Source organism: Bacillus sp. 05T21, assembly GCF_056396785.1.
Window position 1 is genome coordinate 39821 of the sequence record NZ_JBFTMD010000004.1, and the last position, 19575, is coordinate 59395.

The 19575-nt window shown below is 31.3% G+C and carries 18 protein-coding genes and 4 pseudogenes; 17 read left to right on the forward strand and 5 right to left on the reverse strand.

Translation table 11 applies throughout. The features are described from left to right. Positions 1-138: 138 nt before the first annotated feature. Both AC1DKZ_RS10650 and AC1DKZ_RS10655 read right to left on the reverse strand, forming a co-directional pair. Positions 139-639, reverse strand: a complete 501-nt coding sequence (locus tag AC1DKZ_RS10650; RefSeq protein ID WP_476996180.1) for an exosporium leader peptide-containing protein — start codon at positions 637-639, stop codon at positions 139-141. A 197-nt stretch (positions 640-836) separates the two neighbouring features. After that, complete coding sequence (locus AC1DKZ_RS10655; RefSeq protein WP_476996181.1) at positions 837-1205, reverse strand: FtsB family cell division protein; 369 nt, start codon at positions 1203-1205, stop codon at positions 837-839. A gap of 1072 nt (positions 1206-2277) precedes the next feature. On the opposite strand from AC1DKZ_RS10655, the gene AC1DKZ_RS10660 reads away from it, so the two are divergent. From AC1DKZ_RS10660 to AC1DKZ_RS10685, 6 genes and pseudogenes are all read left to right on the forward strand, one after another. Then, positions 2278-2634: a hypothetical protein gene (locus tag AC1DKZ_RS10660; protein WP_088009004.1), complete on the forward strand. Its 357-nt coding sequence runs from the start codon at positions 2278-2280 to the stop codon at positions 2632-2634. A gap of 123 nt (positions 2635-2757) precedes the next feature. Continuing rightward, positions 2758-3273 (forward strand): GNAT family N-acetyltransferase, encoded by a 516-nt coding sequence (locus AC1DKZ_RS10665; protein ID WP_404449816.1) that lies wholly within the window; start codon positions 2758-2760, stop codon positions 3271-3273. Between the two features lie 18 nt (positions 3274-3291). Continuing rightward, positions 3292-3405, forward strand: a pseudogene (locus AC1DKZ_RS10670) (replication-relaxation family protein); the annotation flags it as partial. Positions 3406-3870: 465 nt separating this feature from the next. Next, positions 3871-4173: a heterocycloanthracin/sonorensin family bacteriocin gene (locus tag AC1DKZ_RS10675; protein ID WP_476996182.1), complete on the forward strand. Its 303-nt coding sequence runs from the start codon at positions 3871-3873 to the stop codon at positions 4171-4173. A 214-nt stretch (positions 4174-4387) separates the two neighbouring features. After that, positions 4388-4588: pseudogene (locus AC1DKZ_RS10680) on the forward strand (nucleoside/nucleotide kinase family protein); the annotation flags it as partial. A gap of 12 nt (positions 4589-4600) precedes the next feature. Beyond that, a pseudogene (locus AC1DKZ_RS10685) lies at positions 4601-5028 on the forward strand (DinB family protein); the annotation flags it as partial. 58 nt (positions 5029-5086) lie between these two features. On the opposite strand, the pseudogene AC1DKZ_RS10690 reads toward AC1DKZ_RS10685, so the two are convergent. From AC1DKZ_RS10690 to AC1DKZ_RS10700, 3 genes and pseudogenes are all read right to left on the reverse strand, one after another. Next, positions 5087-6102, reverse strand: a pseudogene (locus AC1DKZ_RS10690) (D-alanyl-D-alanine carboxypeptidase family protein). Positions 6103-6283: 181 nt separating this feature from the next. Then, positions 6284-7441 (reverse strand): sensor histidine kinase, encoded by a 1158-nt coding sequence (locus AC1DKZ_RS10695; protein ID WP_201031041.1) that lies wholly within the window; start codon positions 7439-7441, stop codon positions 6284-6286. Further along, on the reverse strand, positions 7431-8126 hold the full coding sequence (locus AC1DKZ_RS10700; RefSeq protein WP_033713793.1) for a response regulator transcription factor: 696 nt from the start codon (positions 8124-8126) through the stop codon (positions 7431-7433). Before AC1DKZ_RS10700 ends, AC1DKZ_RS10695 begins: the two co-directional genes overlap by 11 nt. Positions 8127-8319: 193 nt before the next feature. Here AC1DKZ_RS10700 and yqeK point away from each other — a divergent pair, with 193 nt between their 5' ends. From yqeK to AC1DKZ_RS10755, 11 genes are all read left to right on the forward strand, one after another. Continuing rightward, a complete protein-coding gene (gene yqeK / locus AC1DKZ_RS10705; protein WP_476996183.1) occupies positions 8320-8928 on the forward strand; it encodes a bis(5'-nucleosyl)-tetraphosphatase (symmetrical) YqeK in 609 nt (202 codons plus the stop codon). A 13-nt stretch (positions 8929-8941) separates the two neighbouring features. Continuing rightward, on the forward strand, positions 8942-9616 hold the full coding sequence (locus AC1DKZ_RS10710) for a DUF3885 domain-containing protein (protein ID WP_476996184.1): 675 nt from the start codon (positions 8942-8944) through the stop codon (positions 9614-9616). A gap of 24 nt (positions 9617-9640) precedes the next feature. Further along, positions 9641-10351 carry a 5'-methylthioadenosine/S-adenosylhomocysteine nucleosidase gene (gene mtnN, locus AC1DKZ_RS10715; RefSeq protein ID WP_476996185.1) on the forward strand — a complete coding sequence of 237 codons (711 nt, stop codon included), beginning with the start codon at positions 9641-9643 and terminating at the stop codon, positions 10349-10351. Between the two features lie 16 nt (positions 10352-10367). Then, a complete protein-coding gene (locus tag AC1DKZ_RS10720) occupies positions 10368-11003 on the forward strand; it encodes an SDR family oxidoreductase (protein WP_476996186.1) in 636 nt (211 codons plus the stop codon). Positions 11004-11017: 14 nt separating this feature from the next. Continuing rightward, complete coding sequence (locus AC1DKZ_RS10725) at positions 11018-11758, forward strand: class I SAM-dependent methyltransferase (RefSeq protein ID WP_476996187.1); 741 nt, start codon at positions 11018-11020, stop codon at positions 11756-11758. A gap of 27 nt (positions 11759-11785) precedes the next feature. Further along, positions 11786-12634: a GNAT family N-acetyltransferase gene (locus AC1DKZ_RS10730; protein WP_476996188.1), complete on the forward strand. Its 849-nt coding sequence runs from the start codon at positions 11786-11788 to the stop codon at positions 12632-12634. 191 nt (positions 12635-12825) lie between these two features. Further along, on the forward strand, positions 12826-13389 hold the full coding sequence (locus AC1DKZ_RS10735) for a class I SAM-dependent methyltransferase (RefSeq protein ID WP_305927555.1): 564 nt from the start codon (positions 12826-12828) through the stop codon (positions 13387-13389). Between the two features lie 441 nt (positions 13390-13830). After that, positions 13831-14310, forward strand: a complete 480-nt coding sequence (locus tag AC1DKZ_RS10740; RefSeq protein ID WP_476996189.1) for an SRPBCC family protein — start codon at positions 13831-13833, stop codon at positions 14308-14310. 79 nt (positions 14311-14389) lie between these two features. After that, a complete protein-coding gene (locus AC1DKZ_RS10745) occupies positions 14390-17560 on the forward strand; it encodes an ATP-binding cassette domain-containing protein (RefSeq protein ID WP_476996190.1) in 3171 nt (1056 codons plus the stop codon). 408 nt (positions 17561-17968) lie between these two features. Beyond that, positions 17969-18544 carry a recombinase family protein gene (locus tag AC1DKZ_RS10750; protein ID WP_476996191.1) on the forward strand — a complete coding sequence of 192 codons (576 nt, stop codon included), beginning with the start codon at positions 17969-17971 and terminating at the stop codon, positions 18542-18544. A 63-nt stretch (positions 18545-18607) separates the two neighbouring features. Then, entirely contained in the window at positions 18608-19573 is a 966-nt protein-coding gene (locus tag AC1DKZ_RS10755) for a helix-turn-helix transcriptional regulator (protein ID WP_476996192.1), read from the forward strand. Positions 19574-19575 lie beyond the last annotated feature (2 nt).

Here is a 19575-nt window from a genome sequence, read left to right on the forward strand (position 1 = left end):
ATTAGTCCTTAATAAAAGCGTTATTTTAGTAGGGTGTTACGAAATTTCATTTGAAAGGAACATCCCAATGATAAAAAAGAGCACTGTAAATCAGTGCTCTTTTTATTAGATATTGCTTAGTCCTTAAAAATAAAACCGTTACGGACAATTCACAATGGTAATAGTGACGCTAGCCATTGTTCCAGGAGAATCAAGAAGTGAAGCAGTAACGGTTACTGTTCCAGGCCCATTAGCGGCTAGAAATACAGCGGTAAAGTTACCTGAAGCATTGGTAATGACCGCAAGAGGAACCATGAAAGCAAGAGAAGGGTTACTAAATGAAAAACTGACCACTACTCCTGGAGTAGGACTACCGTTTACTAATACTTGACCCGAAAAAAATAAAGTATTATTTCCTTGAGTGGATACACATGCTGTGGTTTCGTTAGAAGTCAAGGTAATAGATGCAGGCCCAGCAGGAAGATTAAATCCGGTTGGTCCAGTTGATCCGGTTGGTCCAGTTGGTCCGGTTGGTCCGGTTGATCCAGTAGAACCAGTAGAACCAGTAGGACCGGTAGGGAATTGAAAGGGTGGAACAGGTGGAAGTGTAGGTCCAATAGAACCCGGATTAAGTGCAGCAAAAGATAAAAACTCGTCCATTATATATCACCTCTAAAAATCGTATTACTAATAGTAAATGTAATGATATAGCAAAGTGAAATGGACAAGCGGTTGTATTTTAATAAATTAAACAAAATAGTTATTTGATAGAAAAAGAAATTAGTATGATTACTTTAGAAATTAAATATAAAAAGGCGATTATCTTCATATCGCCTTTTGGATAATACAGTGTAATTTTATTCAGTTATTTGAAATATAGTTTCATTCGGTTTGGAAAATCCATACAGCTTCCTTGCGAATTTTAAAACTTCTTCTTCACTACCTGTTAAAACTTTAACATCATTTTTAAGGGTATGACCATCCTTCTTTAAAGTAGATAATTTTTGTTGCTCCGTATTAACCGTGATTTGTTTTTCTTTAATCATTTCTTGCTGGTTATTAAGAGAATATTGAAGGACAAAAATTATAGGTAATATAAAAACTAAAGTAGTTATAATACGGCGTCTTGTTTTTTTATTATTACCTTGTTTGGTGTTAGCGTTCACTTGCTGTGAGGGTATCTTAGGATTTGATTGTTGTGATGATATTTTTGGGATGTTTCCCATTAAAATGCCTCCATTACTGATTGTAGAATTTAAATCGTTTAAAAGTATTATAAATGTTCAATGGGAATTTTAGAAGATATTTTAATATAGGTGAGTTTTGTAAAGTTTAAACAAAATCCTTATTTAAATAAAAGGAACCCCGATTGTCTGCGGGGCTCCTAAGGGTAATCGTCAAGTAATGACGTACTCGACTAGTTAACGATATCATGAATTTTTTGGTAAATATACTGGTAAATGCGTCCAAATTAATAAGAGCATCATTTGAAACAAAAACGCTATTTTAATAGGGTCGGGAATAATGATGATTCCATGGGACAAACGAGTAAACGTTTTATCAAGGTGATTATTTTATTAAAGAGGGGACAGTTTTAGAGGTTAGTGAAAGGGTGAATAAATCATTAGGTTGGCTTCGGTGCATGTTAGCTCCAAACTATGAAAAAGTGTACGGTGATAGTACATAGCGACTGCGGTCGATTCGGGTAGATGATAATGAAGAATGATATAAAAATTTCATTTCGTAGAGAAATATGTTGATTAAGGATGGGCATTGAATATGCCATGTTTGTATGAATAAAGAGCAGAATTTGGCCTATATAAAGGTGCTGGAATTGTTCTAAAGGGGATCTACATAATTGCATATCCTGAATCCTCCAAGAAAACAGACTTTGAATTAAGGGTTCTATCTACACGTATAGCGCTCGCTATCATTTGTGCCTTGGCTTTATGGATGCTTATAGTAATCTATATAAAATAATTCTTTTCTAATAAGAAATATACTAAAATATGAGAAAATGCTGTAATAATAATTATACATTTAGTCCTACTGGAAGAACCAGTGCACATCAAACTAAAAAGGGCGTTGTTATATTGCTCTGTAGTTTGGTGTCCGTTTTTTTATTTTTTATTAACAAAATAGATTAGTGGTGTTTTTATAAATGACGCAATTTCGTTTTTAGTATATAAAAAGAAGGTTTAGTACAAGTGTTTGTTTTTTTGTTTTTATGCTTTCGTCTCGTACACTTTTAAGCTATTGGACATACTTTACTAATAGAAAGGATTAGGGGGTGAGGTTTTGGGTTCTCGATTTAATAATTGTAAAAAGAAGTGTACATGTAAACAGGATGATTGTTTGGAAATATTCGAAGAGTGTAAAAAAGAAAAGCATGAGAAATGTGATAATTCTTGTGTACAAGGAATTAGAGATGAGCTTAAGAAATTAATTAATCAAACAGTTCAAATTAATACAGAGGGACGTACTTATGTAGGTACTGTTTTGTCTGTAAGTTGTGATGTTGTTAAGCTTGCAGCTATTCCTGGATCTGTTGGAGTAATTATCTCCATTTGCAAAATTGAAGCAATTTTCCCTCCTGTTACAACGGTTACCGCTGAGTTTGATTTTAATGGTGTTGACGTAGCAAACAAAGCATAATTATGCTGTTTTTTTGTAAAGCCATTCTTATGAATGGCTTTATTTTAATTTCGTATAAAAGGAGAATATATTCTTTATATAGAAATAGGTTTGAGGCTATAAAGAGTGATGTACGAAAGGAGAATGAGAGTGATTAAATTAGTGCCCTTTAAAAAATCTGATTTCAAACAATTAATAAATTGGATTAATTCCGAAGAATTTTTAATACAATGGTCGGGAAATGCATTCACATATCCTTTAAATGAACAGCAATTAGAGAAATATACAGAATGTGCAAACACACTGGCATTCAAAATAATGGATGAAGAGACTAAAGTAGTTATTGGTCATATTTCTCTTGGACAAATAGATAATATAAATAAGTCTGCTAGAATTGGAAAAGTGCTAGTTGGTAATACGAAAATGAGAGGACGTTCTATAGGGAAACATATGATGAAAGCCCTACTTCGTATTGCTTTTGAAGAATTAAAACTACATAGAGTCACTCTTGGTGTTTATGACTTTAATAAGTCAGCTATTTCTTGTTACGAAAAAATAGGTTTTGTAAAAGAAGGTTTATTAAGAGAGTCAAAAAAAGTAGGAGAAACGTATTGGAATTTATGGGAAATGAGTATGTTAGAATATGAATGGAAACAATAAAGAGTATAAATATTTTTTAAGATGCCAATCGTTCCTTTTTTTACGATTACAAAATACAGAGAAAAGAAACTGGAGGACTTAGCAGCAAAGTACGATGTATTTATGAAGGTGTATGTAATAGAAGCAATATAAAAAGTACTAACACCTATACGGAATAGATATAAAATATCGCTGATATGCCATTCATAAAAATAGACTTTTTTTAGCAGAAATCACTAATTATAAATACTTATAAAATTAGCTCTGATATAGCAGATATTGAAGCGAAGAAAAATAAAGATGGGAGTGCATATTGGAAATACGAAGATGACCAAACAAAATTATGGAATATACGACTATAGAACTAGAAAATGATGACATAAATCTAAATGATATTGTTTAAATTCATATTTTATAATTTCCATTTATAAAAATGAGCCCATAGTAAAAATAACCTAAAAATAGGCATATGAACAAGGTGCATCATCTAGTGATGGATCATATTTTGTTGGTGTACGTATTGAACTTAGTTTATAGTGCTATTTCTACTTAGATTTAACTAACAGAAATATAGGAAAGTATCGATGGGGTTGTAGTTTATAAACGGAGGTCATGAAGATGAATAAGTTTCAACAAGAACTACAAGCGTTAAGCCTTAATGATTATCAGTATGGAAATATTGTGTATTGGGACCAGCAAAACCAATATCCATATTACTATATTAAAGACGATGCTCGTCGCTGTGGCGGTTGCGGTCGTTGTGGCGGTTGTGGCGGTGGTCGTTGTGGCGGTGGTCGTTGTGGTGGATTTCGTTGTTTTGGTTGCTTCGGTTGCTTTAGTTGTTTTGGTTGTGGTGGTTGCTCTAATTGCTCTAATTGTTTTGATGGTTTTAATGGTACTACTGTAACATTTGAATATTGATAAGAGACAAAAGGAATCCATTTTGAAAAAAGATTGATCAAAACGGATTCCTACTTTGTAAAGCATTATACAGTTTTTATAAAAAAGTGCTAACAAGTTTGCAAACGAACTTGCTAACACCTATACGGAATAGACATAAAATATCGTTGATATGTCATCTTTAAAAATAGCCGTAATCAATTAAATCCAACTAATACGGAATACCTATAAAAATAATTATGATATAGACTATATTCTTGTAGATTATCCGTTTGCTTACTTAAATAGTAGCATGCGGGATTTAATTGATGTATCTATTTATGTTGACACTCCTTTAGATATTGCGATGGCTAGACGGATTATAAGGGATTTTAAAGATAAATCAATTATTGAACTGCATAAAGATTTGAATCATTATATAACACATGCGAGAAAGCTTATGTAGAGGCAAGTAAGAGATGATTGGTTTAAATGTTGTGAACAACTTACAGAGGAAGAATTGCTTCACAAACGTGTTGGAGGTGCTGGGAGTATTTTAGAAACACTTTTCCATATTRTAGACGTTGAGTATAGCTGGATTAGTGCGCTTCAAGAAAAAGAGGATAACGAACCACAGTTTAAAGATTATCAATCAAAAAAGTGAAAGCGTTATCTGATTTATATAGACGAGAATTAGAAAGCTTTTTGCAGTTATGGTCTGGCGACTTCGAATCAAAAATATTGAAAGCTTCATGGACAGATAAAACATATAAATACGGTGAAGTTTTAAGGCATGTAATTGTACATGAAATTCATCATATTGGTCAGATATCTATATGGGCAAGAGAATTAAATCTTCAGCCCGTTTCAGCGAATTTAATTGGAAGAGGATTGTAGATTTAGAAACCGACTTGCAGTGTAAACGCAAGTCGGTTTTTATATATAAGAAGATTTCTTAATTAAAATCCTCGGCTTTTTTTTGACGTATATATAAAAACATTAAGATTGTAATGATGAAAAAGATCATAATCGTTTGTATGATTAAATTTTTAAACTGAAACAATATTGTCCAAGATGTAACAGCATCTTTAAAAGCTTGGAGTGCAGAGTACGAGGAAGGATCAAAACCGTACTGAAGTAACTTTTTTGTTTCAATAAAAGTACTGTTTTCATCACCGGCGTCTAATATTACTGAAATAAGTCTAGTATCTCCTCGTGTGGCTGTACTGACAAAACTATAATTACCATTAGTTGAAAAACTAGTTTGTAAGCCGTCAACACCTTGGAGTTTAATGTTTTTATTAAGGGAATATATCATTTTATTTGTATTGAAAACTTTTGAATCTTTGAAGGTAAATTGGTAAGAGGTTAGTTTCGTAACATTCAATACATCTGGAAAGTCTTTTACTAATTGTGTTGCTAGTTTAGCGACGTCTATCGATGTTGTAGTTGATTGTTTATTCGTATCGTTATTAATTCCAGTAGCATTTAGAAACGGGGATGGTTGTGATAACTTTAGTTGTTTTGCTTTGTCATTCATTAAAAGTGTAAAGTTATCTTCGTTTCCAGCAATATGTTCTGCAAGGGCAAGTGCGGAACGATTATTCCCTGTCAAAAACAATGCATGAAGTAAATCACGAACCGTCGTTTTATCTTTCGAAGTTACTTGTATAGGACTCGTTTCTGCTCGGAAAACTTCGTTACTTATTTTTACTAATTCATCTAACTGTATTTTTCCTTCATTCAGTTGTTCCAGTGCGATATACTCCGTCATTAATTTAGATAAAGTAGCTGATTGTATAGGATTTTCTTCATTTTTTTATAAACAATCTCACCAGAATTAGTATCTATTAAAATAGCTGATTTAGCTTGAATAATTGGACCATTTACATAAAGATAAAAATATAAAACGATAAGTGCAGTAATAAGAAAAGATAATAATAAAATTGTTATTTTTTTCAAGAATTGCATTAGCGATCCTCCTACTATTACATCAATAATAGTATTGTAAAAAGGAATGCTTAATTAGGAAGAAAGAAAAGGTAAAGAATTTCTAAAGAATTTTAAGGAATTCTTTAATTTTGGATATTGATGGAATATAAAAGGTTCAATTTCTTATATAACAAAAAATTGAACCTATAAATATGTGGTATTAAGCTTTATAAGGGAGTAATTTTACAGTGAAAGTTGTTTTTTTATCATCGCTATATACTTCAATTGTTCCTTTATGCAATTCAACAATACTTTTTGCAATTGCTAATCCGAGCCCAGATCCACCAGTGTTTGTTGAACGTGATTTTTCAACACGATAAAAACGTTCAAAAATATGAGGTAAATCAGTACTAGGGATAGGTTGTCCGTAATTTGTTATATCAATTGTAATCATGTTATTGCTTTCGTAAGCGGTAATATCAATATGATCTCCATCATTTCCATAAGTAATAGCGTTTATGATTAGATTTTCAAACACACGTACTAATTTATCCCCATCAGCTAGTACCATTAGCTTTTGAGATGGGAAAGAAGGGCGACATTCAATATTAGCTTCTTGAAGCTGTATCCGAAATTGGACAGTTAATTGTCCAAGCAATTCTACAATATCAATAGGAACAGAATATAAACTTAACTCTTTATTTTGAACGCGTGTATATTCAAACAAGTCATTCATTAATGCATTAAGACGAGTTACTTTATCGTAAATGACTTGAATATAGTATCGTAATTCTACTTCATCTCTATAATTATCATGATGGATTAAATTTACGTATCCAACTATAGATGTAAGAGGGGTTCGTAAGTCATGTGATACATTTGTAATAAGTTCGCTTTTTGCTTGTTCTGCCTGTCTTTCTTCATCAATTGATACTTTTAATTGCTCAATAATTTGATTGACCCCAGTTGCCAGTTCTTCTAAATAATTATGGTGTACGATGGAAACTTTATGATTAAAGTTTCCACTTGCAATATACCGAATCTCTTCAATCATTTTTTTTATACAAGTTTCATAGTAAACCTTTCTTTCATGACGATAAAAAATGTATAAATAGGATGAGAAAATAGAAAATAAAAACAAATAAGATACAATCATCATCCATAAAGACTCTTTTAATCCAATATATTTTTCATGGCCAAAAATTCTAATGAATTCTTTTCCTAGTTCGCTTAGAGTAAGTGAACTCTCAATTACACTCGTTACGAGGCGAAATATAATTAATTCGGTAATTGGTGTAAGAGTGATAGCTAATAAAAGCCAAAAAATAAGCTTCCACTTTGGTATATCTTTTAATATATCAAATGCTTCATTTCTCAATTTTATATCCTACTCCCCAAACCGTATGAATTAGTTTTTCACCATTCATTACGGTTTCAAGTTTATCGCGTAAATTACTAATATGGACCATTACCGTTTTATTAGAACCATAACCGTCTTCATTCCAAACTCGTTCGAATATCTCTTCAGAGCTAAATACTCTTCCAGTATTACTCGCTAGTAAATATAAAATATCAAATTCGATAGAGGTGAGCTTAATATATTCACCATTTACTTTAACCGTATGATTATGTTTATGAATTTCAACTGTACGAATGCGAATAATACCATCTTCATTCTTTGGTGTGGCAGCGTTTTGGAAAGATGATCTACGTAACAATGCTTTCACTCTAGCAACTAATTCTAGTGGATTAAACGGTTTAATCATATAATCATCTGCACCGGTCATAAGTCCTAATATTTTATCCATATCTTCAGCTTTTGCACTAAGCATAAGGATAGGTACAGTATTATTTTCACGCACTTCTTGACAAACTTCTAATCCATTTCGTTTTGGCATCATAATATCCAAAAGCATAAGATCAACTTCATATGTACATATCATTTGTAATGCTTCATCACCATCATAAGCTTTATAAATGTTATAACCTTCATTTCGCAAATAAACAGCGAGTAATTCTACAATATCTTTATCATCATCAATAATTAATATGTTTTTATTCATCATATAGTTCCTTTCCTTGCGAATCATCAATATTACTATAATATCAAACATTTATGTATTTTGTAGTAATGTTTCTACATTAAATTTCACGTAACGTATTAAAAAGGAATTAATACAATTATAACGAATACAAAATAAGAAGGAGATTTAAATTTCACATTATATTGAAAGTTAGTTATAAGGGGGACTTGCTATGTTATATAATGATATATATTCATTTACTCCAACTGGAAAAATAGAAAATGATATTAAAGCTTTTCTATTAAAATACAATAAAGAATTTACATATAAACATTCAATTCGTGTGGCAAATGAGGCAAGAAAAATTGCGGGAATATTTTATGAAGATGAAGAAAAAGCAGCGATTGCAGGATGTTTACATGATATTAGTGCAATCTTTCCGAACGAGGAGCGGATTGCAGTTGCTGAAAAATTTGGAATAGAAATATTACAAGAAGAAAGAGAATTTCCAATGATTATTCATCAAAAATTATCGAGAGTAATTGCAAAAGAGATATTTAAAATAGAGGATGAAGAAGTTTTAAATGCTATCTGTTGCCACACTACTTTGCGTAAACATGCTACAAAGATGGATTTAGTACTATTTGTTGCTGATAAATTAGAATGGGATCAAATAGGGACACCTCCATATTTAATAAATGTAAAAAAAGCTTTAGGAAACTCTTTAGAACATGCTGCTTTTGTATATATTTCATATTTGTGGGAAAGAAAAGATACATTAAAAGTCATACACCCGTGGTTAGAAGAAGCATATTGGTATTTAAAAGAAATTGTAGAGTAGAAAGGGTATAAAAATGCAATTAAAAGAATATATGAATCAAACATTCCCAGGAGTTACATTAGTACCGTCCATATACTTTCAGTGGGAAAATCATCTTCATTTTGATTTTGGGAAAGATAAATATCAATTCAAAGAAGATGGTAACACGTATAATATGGAATATTTCACACAACTATATAGGTATAATAAAAGTCTATTTAAAGATATATTTTCAAAAGAAGATACCGTCTTTTTAGTCACAAATGTTTATCGATTTAAACAGGAAAATATAAAAAATGCGCAGAAAATAAATGTATACAATAGGTTTATTAAAAAGAGGGATTTAAAGTTTCATATAAGACAAGAAACATTCCCTTTTCTATTTGAAGATGAAGAAGCTGACTTATATTGTACATATCAATTTTCTTTACAATGTTTTGCAGAAGATATTAAATATGAACCGCTTATTGAAGCTGTTAATCATGAAGATTTCCCTGACCTACGTACACGTCTAGGGCGAAAAAAAGAAATTTCATATCCAGATGTATTTTTTATAAATGTAACAAAGGATATTATCATGTTTATTTATGAAGATAGAGGATGTGAAGTAATTGCGAAGAATAAAGAAAAGATACGGGATTTATATGAGAAGTATAAAGAGTGGATACCAGAATATGAACGAGAGAGTATAGATGACTTATTTACATGAAAATAGGAGGAAGTGAAGTGTGTAATGAAAAGGATCGCAATTGTATCTGCATGGGAACCAGAGCTTACGTATTTGCATCAACATTATCCAAGTGAGCGTGTAGAAAAAATAGCAGCTTGGGAATTTCATTTTCATTCTATTAATGAATTAGAAGTTATTTCAGTCGTAACTGGTGTCGGTAAAGTAAGTTGTGCTAGTTGTGTACAACTATTAATAAGTGAATTCCAGCCAGACCAGTTATTTATGACAGGGATTTGCGGGAGTTTATCAGATAAGGTGAAAAATGGACACATCGTTGTAGCTCTTAATACTTTACAGCATGATGTTACAGCAGCTGGCTCAGGAGAAGATAGTTTTAATCTATATGATGGTAGAACAGCACCTATTGAAACAACTAAATCACTCGTAAAACGAATGAAGAAATTGCGTTCGTATGACCCGGTCCATTTTGGTACATTTCTATCTGGAGATCAACGTATTCGAAGTTCAGAAATGAGGTATTTACTTCATACTGTATACGGTGCTTTAGCCGTTGATCAAGAAGTGGCAGCATTTGCTTATGTATGTCGTGTAAATAACAAACCATTTCTATGTTTAAAAGCTGCCTCAGATCAAGCGAATGACAAAACGAAAGAAGAACAAAAGGTTTTTAAAATGTTAGCATGTGAACGAGCGTGTGAGCATTTAATTACTTTTTTACGTGTTTATGAGATTGCTGTAGTAAATAATGGATAGTAAGAGGGTTCTAATAATGGAAAATACAAATAAAATAGCGATTCTTGGTGCGAATGAAAAAGTCGGAAAATTCCTAGTAAATCAAGCGTTAGAAAAGGGCTATCAAGTACGAATATTAACGAGAAATTCTAAAAATATGACGATAACCAATAAAAATATAGAGCCTATCAGTGGGGATGCCCGTGATTTGTCAGCCATACAGGAATTACTTCAAGGGTGTAAAGCTGTGATTAATGCGGTAGGTCAGCCGAAAAATGAATCCTATATTTTTAGTACAGTTACGGAGCATATTTTAAAAGTAATGAAGGAATATGAAATGAAGCGCTATATTCTTATTTCTGGAGGATCCTTAAATGTAAAAGGGGATCAGAAGAGAATTACAAATAAAGTAGGGGCTAATTTGTTTCAATTATTTCTTCCAAAGATGATGCAGGATAAATATAAAGAATTGCAAATTATACAAAGTAGTGAAGTAGATTGGACAATTGTTAGATTACCCTTTGTTATAGAAGGAAATGGTACTGGTGATATTAAAGAGAGTTTAGTAGATATGCCAGGAATCAAAATTCAAAATGGGGATATTGCACCGTTTGTTATAAAACAAATAAATAGTGAGACATATGTAGGAAAATGTCCACTCATTTCAAATTAAGAGGTGAATTATAATTGCATACGTATTATGGAGAACTTTGTACAAAGATATATGAAAGTGATAAATCAATTGCGAGTGGAAAAGAATTGGATTTTTATCTTTCTTTTGCAAAAGACAAAAACATGAAAGTGTTAGAACCAATGTGCGGAAATGGTAGAATGTTAATTCCTTTTATGCAAAATGGTATGAATATAGAAGGATTCGATATTTCGAATGATATGCTTAAAGTTTGTAAAGATAAAGCAGAAAAATTAAACTTAAAACCGGTTGTGTCACAAAGGAAAATAGAAGAATACTTTAGTGATAAAAAATATGATCTTATTATGATCCCTATAGGTTCATTTTCACTTTTACCAAATAATTTAGTAGGCATTAGTCTTAAAAATATGAAAAATAACTTAAAGGAAAATGGAAAATTACTTCTTACAGTTGTACAAGGTGGAAGTGAGACAGAACAAATTTTAGATTGGATAGAGACAAATAGAAAAGAAATTAACAATGAATTAATTGTTGAATATAGAAAAGTTTCATACGATAAGGCGCAAAAACTTCTAAATATTATACTGAAATATGAAATCATTCATGATGAGAAAATAAAAGAAACTGAGATTATGGATTTTCCTATAAGACTATATGATTTAAAAGAATTTGAAAATATACTTATTATTAATGGGTTTAGTCAAATTGTTGTTCATGAAATAAAAGATGGATATGGTGAAGGTAATTCATTTCATGTATTTGAATGCAGTTTATAACGAGTCAAAGCGGGGGATTATACTTATATGATTCAATACAAAAAATGTAGTGAAGTAAGTATAGATTTAGTGTATAAAGCTTTTAAGGATGGATTTTCAGATTATATTATTAAAATGGAAGTTTCAAAAGAAGATTTTATTAAAAGATTTTTTGGACCAGAAGGGAATATGCTAGAACACTCCTTTCTTGCTTTAGACGGTGACAAATGTGTTGGTGTAATACTTGGTGGTATTAAGGTATATGAAAGTATAAAAACAATGCGCTGCGGAACATTAGCTGTTCATCCAGAATTTCGAGGCATTGGTGTAAGTCAAAAGTTATTTGAGTTACATAAAGAAGAAGCGACACAAAATAAATGTAAGCAGCTTTTTCTTGAAGTTATTGTAGGAAACGATCGGGCGATTCATTTTTATAACAAATTAGGTTATGAAAAAGTATATGATCTTTCTTATTATAATTTAAATGATTTAACTAAAATAATGAATAAAGGTAATAAAAATATTGAAGTAAAACAATTAGAATTTCCAACATTTAAAGTTGAGATTCAGAAATGGCTAAACTTCCATATAAATTGGCAAAATGATATTGATTATATCGAAAAAACAAATCATACATTTTACGGTGCATATGTTGATAGTGATATAAAAGGTTCTGTATGTGTAAATGAACAAGGAAAAATTAGTTTTATTTTCATAGACAAAGACTATAGAAATATTGGTGTTGGGACGAAATTATTACAGGTAGCAAGTGAAGAATTAAAGTTATCAAGTTTATCAATTGGGTTTCCAAACAACAATTTACTGGAAGGGTTTTTAAAGAAATCTGGATTTGAAAAGAATTCTTTAGCACAATATGAAATGTATGTATTGCTATAAAAGCGGAAGGAATTATTCTTTTCGCTTTTTATTTTGCACTATAAACGTTTTTGCTGTATGTGGGAGGATAAGTAAAAACAACAGAAGTTTTGTCACCTATCTTATTGAGCTAACTGGCACTTTAGTTGAAAAAGGAAAATATATAGTAAACATAGAATATATTAATACATTAAAAGATTTATGGGGTGAAAGTGATGGCAATTAAGCAAGACGAAATTAAAGTAGTAGTCGGAGCTGGAGTGTTTAATAATAATCCAGGTTGGGTTCAAACTCAAGAAGATGAACTTAATTTACTAGACAATACCACTTGGGAAGAAAGATTTGAATACAATTCCATTTCAGCTATTTTAGCTGAGCATGTATGGGAACACCTTACGTTTGAAGAAGGTGTAAAAGCAGCTGAAATTTGTTATAAATTTTTAAAGCCAGCAGGGCATATTCGGTGTGGTGTTCCTGATGCGTTTTTCCGAGATGAAGCATATCAAAATATAGTTCAAATAGGCGGACCTGGTCCGAAAGATCACCCAGCAGCAAGTCATAAAATTGTTCATAATTATAAAACATTAACGAAAATGTTTGAAATTGCTGAATTTGAGGTAGTTTTACTTGAATATTGTGATGAAAATGGTCAATTTTATTACACAGAATGGGATGCGAATGACGGCGTTATTTTCCGTTCAAAAAGGTATGATTCTAGAAATCAAGGAGATAAACTAGGATTTCCATCTTTAATTGTTGATGCAATTAAACGTTAAGTCATTCAACTAAAGCAGGTGATAGTTATATCAGTTCATTAGTCGCAAATGCGGCTTTTTATATTTGTGCTGTAATCCTAAGTTTAACATCGAAGCAAACATACATAATAAGTGATTTTGAACATTACATAACTTGATTTGAATACTATATTAGCTCTTATTAACACCATTTATCTTAAAGGAAATTGCTTTTAAATATTTAATGGAAATATCATATAAAATAAATAAATCAGCGTTTTCTCATGTTGAATTTTTTTGTGGAAATGTTGAGGTACGCCTATTGTAATAAACATATGGAGAGAATATATAATAAATCAATGTTCAAATTACCAATCACACATTAAATTAATATTTCATTGCCATAGAGATTTCTTTTATACATAAATTCGTGTAAAATAAAATAAGAACATACATTCTATATACGAGTAGGAGGCAATAAATATGTTGGCTGAAATAGAGAAACAAACTGACGGCTATATTGTGAAATTTGAACGCCAATTTTCTTATACAATAGAAGAAGTTTGGTCTGTTTTAACTGAAAACAGCAAGCTTAAAAAATGGATGTCTAATTTACAGATTGAAAACCTTAAAACAGGTGGAATTATAAAGTTCGACATGATGGATGGTTCATTTTTAAGTATTGATATTTTGGAGTGCCAACTAAATTCAGTACTTGAATTCACATGGGATAAAGATCGTGTCCGATTTGAAATACATAAAGAGGAAAATGGTTCTCTTTTACTACTTAAAGAATACATTCATGAATTAACTGACCATACACCGAAAGATATAGCTGGTTGGCATATTTGTCTTGACCTTTTTTCTTCAGTTTTAGAAGGAGAAGAGGAGGTGTTTTCAAAAGATGAGTGGGAATATTGGTTTGATAATTATAAGGTTAAGGTTGATGAATTGAAAGATTAGGGATTAAATTCATGGTATTTATTATATAATTATTATATTATAAAAATGATTTTGTGGAAAAATAAGAATAGAGGTCAATATGAAAGTAAATCAATTAATTGCTAATAACATAAATAAACTTGATACTGTTATTCCGTTTAATAAATCACTTGGTATTGCTGGTTTATCTGGATCTGGAAAAACAACTCTTTGTCAAACAATTGGTGAAGAATCAAAGAAGCGTCTAGTTTCCTTATTGCCAAAGGCTGAATATCAATATTTATTTCCTAATATTATGGAAACTAATTTTAGTGCCATTAAGATGGAGGAAATGCCTTTAGTACTTTTTTTAGGAAAATCATCAATTTCTACCAATCCGCGTTCGACGATTGGTACTCATACAGGTGTTTTTAAAGAGATTCGTGAAAAACTAGCGGAAGAATTGAATCTTTCTCCTGAAGTCTTTTCATTTAATAATCAATTAGGTTGGTGTGCTGGCTGTAAAGGGCGTGGTACTACTAAAAATATTGAGTGTAAAAAATGTAAGGGGAAACGTTATAGTGAAGAAGTTGAACAACGTACTATCGAGTTATTTGCTAAATCACATACAATTTCGGATATTAACGATTTAAGTGTTGAATCTATTCTTTCATTAGCAGAAGAATTAAATATTAGTGAAGCAAAACAACATATATTGCAAAATATTATCAATATGAACATTGGTTATTTAACATTAAATCGAATTATGGGTACGTTGTCAGGTGGAGAATTAACACGACTTTACTTAGCTGAGTTCATGGCAGTTAGTGAAAATACTGTAATTATTATTGATGAGATTTCAGTTGGACTTGATAATGAAACATTGTTACAAATATTAGAAGAGATCAAGCAATTAGGGTGTAAAAATCAAATCTGGCTCATTGATCATTCAGATACAGTACTGGATACAACAGATGAGCAATTGTTCTTCGGACCTGGTAGCGGAAAATATGGTGGACAAATCGTGAAAGAATCACCAAGACCAAAACCAATACTATCGGAACGAAATTACAAAATGCCAACAGAATATTATACATTCCATGAATTATATTGCCGAAATATCCAAATGACTGAGTTTCAGATTCCTAAAAATAGACTTGTAACTGTTACAGGAGAGTCTGGATGCGGGAAATCTACACTTGTCAATGAGTGTTTAGCTATAGATTTCTTGAAACGATATCCAAAAGATAAACTAGTTATGGTAGGGCAAGATCGAAACCAATCGATTACAAGTCGATCAACTGTAGCAACTTTCTTAGATATTAAAAAGAAACTGACAAAGTATAGTGAAGAAATTGATGATATTTTTGAGCGCTCAATTGAGGATATTATTGATGAAATTCCAAATGAAGATATTGCGTATAAACGCTTGAGCCTACTAATCAAATTAGGACTGGGATATTTAACATTAGAACGAAAAACACAAACATTATCAACGGGTGAGTTTCAATGTGTTCATTTAGTTTCTGAGTTATTTGCAAAAACAAGAAATCCACATACATTGTTTATTTTTGATGAGCCTTCAAAAGGTTTATCGCAAAATATTTTAAATCAATTTATAGATAGTGTTAGAGGGATATTGCAAGATGAATCAGTCTCTATCATTATGATTGAGCATAACAGTTACATGCTAGAAAGCTCTGATTATATTGTTGATTTTGGAAAAAGACAGGTTGAATCTATAGAGCATCTTGATGTAGTAAGTCATGAGGATTATTATCGTCAAAAAAGCAGTGTGAATAATGCTGAACAAATACACATTTCTTCAACGCTTAAGCGTAAAGAAGGAGTTCACTATTTAAAAGAAAATCATATTAACTATTTTAAAAATGCTGAAAACGTTTATAAGGGCGGTATTTTAAAAAGCTTATCATCAATGGCCCGATTAATTTATGGTGAATATGAATCTGATACAATGGCACCAGTTGTTGCTATTGATCTCGAAAGACATTTGTATAGTCAATATAGTTTCTTATATGAAATTGGTGGATTGATCAATCATATTGTAACTGCTCATCCGACTAATAAAGATACGAGAAGTTTCGATTTCTATTCTCAGGATAATCATTGTCCATCTTGTTCTGGACGTCTTCAAATTGAAGTTTTTGATAAAGAAATTACAATTCAAGATAAAAACGTTCCATTTTGGGATGGTCTATTCGATCCGGAAATCATGAAAGTATTAAAATTTTATCAATATGAAAAAATTGAATTTCTATTTGAAGAAATTAAAAATGAGCTTGGTCATGATTTGACGAAAAGCTATAATGATATGTCTGAGGAAGAGAAACATACATTTTGGCACGGCTATTTTGATAAGTCCTTTTATGATAAGAAAGGAAAGACACGTAGAACATGGGTAGGATTTAATACGATTATTGGCGGGTATATTGTTATTTCAAAAGCAGCTATTAAAGAAGATATTAAGACTTCTAAAGAAATGATGACATGTCCAATTTGTAAGGGGACTTTATTAAATCACCATAAACCACTTAATTTTGGAGATACAGATATTCGTGAAATTATTAATCAGCCGCTTAGCGAAGTATTGAAAATTGTAGGAGATTTGCCTGTACTCGTCAAATTGAAATCTATCGTAGGTGACGATATGATTATGACAGAAGATGTTTCTTTATTACCTAGAAATATACAAGTCGCACTGAAAATGTTTGAATTAGAACAAGCAAGCTTTTCAAATTATGAAATGGTGTTACAAAATGTTTTACCATTCTGGGACGAAATAAAAGGAAATATAGAATCCATTTGCTTCAACAATCAAGTAACTATTTGTGATTTTCCTAATGTTTATGAAACAAGAGAAACAATTATAGATAAGTATTTCACAAATGGTAAATATAAAAAACTAACATATGTATACGAAGCATTTGGTTACAAAAAATTAGTTACCCAAATTAATAAAATTAAAAAAAGCAACCCGTGTCCATTCTGTAACGGAAAGAAAGTTATAACCGAAGATAATCTACATGATGGTGTGTTTAAATTAACAATTCCATGTATAACTTGTAATGCAAGTGGTATTAACGATGAAGGACTTAAAGAAATCGTTGATGGAATAGATGTGCAAACATGGTTAACTGGAAAAGTTAGTGATGTTGTGGATGAAAGCTTACGAACTGAAGATGTTGCAGACATTCTAATATTTAATCGAATTCGTGAGTTGAATAAGCGAGAAATGATGGCAGTTTATGAATGTCTTGAGAAAAATGATTAAATTAAGAAGAATAAAAAATAGTGGTCAGTTAGGGATTAAAAACTCATTTGCAATAATCTGCAAATGAGTTTTTATGTTGAAGAAGAGTTTCTTTAACATAATATAGGGGTACCTAAAACCTCAAAAGCGTCTAATTTTTCCTCCTTCGCTTATTTATAATTTCTAAATCTCGTTTGGAAAAAGCGTAGTAGGTTCATAGCACCCACTCATCTTCAGAAATTTGTATAAAGGCTTGTCGCTGTTCCGGTGTAAGTAATTCGCTACCTCTCGCCATTTTCATACAGTATCATCTCATTTCTGTAATTATTCAGTTAATTAGTTCGATTATGTATCAATAGAGTGTAGAAGACTGATAAAATCATAGTTAAGAGCGTCTCATAAGACTTGTCTCAAAAACGAGGTGATATTTTGCGGAAAATCGGTTATATACGTGTCAGTTCAACTAGCCAGAATCCTTCAAGGCAATTTCAGCAACTGAATGAAATCGGAATGGATATTATTTTTAAAGAAAAAGTTTCCGGAACAACAAAAGATCGTGAGCAACTTCAAAAAATGTTAGAGGATATACAAGAAGGTGACATCATTTATGTTACGGACTTAACTTGGATTACTCGTAGTACACAAGATTTATTTGAATTAATCGATAACATATGGAGTAAAAAGGCAAATTTAAAATCCTTAAAAGATACATGGCTAGATTTATCAGAAGATAATCCCTACAGCCAATTCTTAATTACGGTTATGGCGGGTGTAAACCAATTAGAACGTAATCTTATCCGTATGCGGCAGCGTGAAGGGATTGAACTGGCTAAGAAAGAAGGAAAATTTAAAGGTCGGTTAAAGAAGTACCATAAAAATCATGCAGGAATGAATTATGCAGTAAAGCTTTATAAAGAGGGAGATATGACTGTAAATCACATTTGTGAAATTACAAATGTGTCTAGGGCCTCATTATATAGAAAGCTATCGGAAAGGAACAGCTGATGAGTTATACCAAAAATCAGAAATATATAATAGAAAATAAATTCCATATAGAGGTGGAAGTATATGCCTAAAATTGACAATATGTTAGCAATTCTATGGATGCTTCGCTCAGGTAAAAAAATTACTGCAAAACAAATTTCAGAAAAGTTAGAGATGAATATAAGGACTGTGTATCGTTATATTGATACAATTTCAACAAGTGGCGTACCTATAATTTCAGAACCAGGATATAACGGTGGATACACTTTATTGAACAATTTTATTGAGGCTCCTCTTTTTTTTGATTTTGAGGAGCAAACTTCACTATTTCACGCTGCTGTTTTTGCGGAAGAAGCCGGATATTATGGAGGTGAAGCACTAAATAGGGCCATTTCAAAACTAAGTAAATACTCAAATCAAGAGCAGGAAGCAAAGATAAACCAACATTTAACTAGTCTAGAAGTAATAAGTCGATTAAGTTCACTCTCTATGGAACCTTTTTTGAAGGAGTTGGAGCAGGCCGTAGCTGACGGGTGCTCAGTAAAAATTCTTTACTATAAAAGTGGCGAAAAGCAATTAAATTATAGATTGGTCGATCCGTACAGAATTATCTATTGGAATCATAAGTGGTATGTAATTGGATTTTGTCATCTTAGGAATGATATCCGTAGTTTTAGAGTAGATCGAATTGAAAGTCTAATGCTAACCGAAAATAAGTTTAACCGGCCAGAAAATTTTTCAGCACGTGACTTTTTTATGAAAAATCTTCTTCCAACTATAGAAGATAAGGAAGGGATTATTTCTTTGGTTATTAATGGGGATAAAAGTGTATTGGCTGATATTTGCCAACATTGGTTTTTAGGACATTATTTACAAGAACGGACTTCAAATCAAGCAGTTTTTCTTCTTGAAAAAGATATAATACATACATATGTACCTTATTTACTTTTACAGTACAATAAATCTATTAAAGTTATTGAGCCAATAAGTCTTAAGAAAAGACTTATTGAAATTCTGTCGGAATTAATAAAATTTCATCAAGTAATATAACT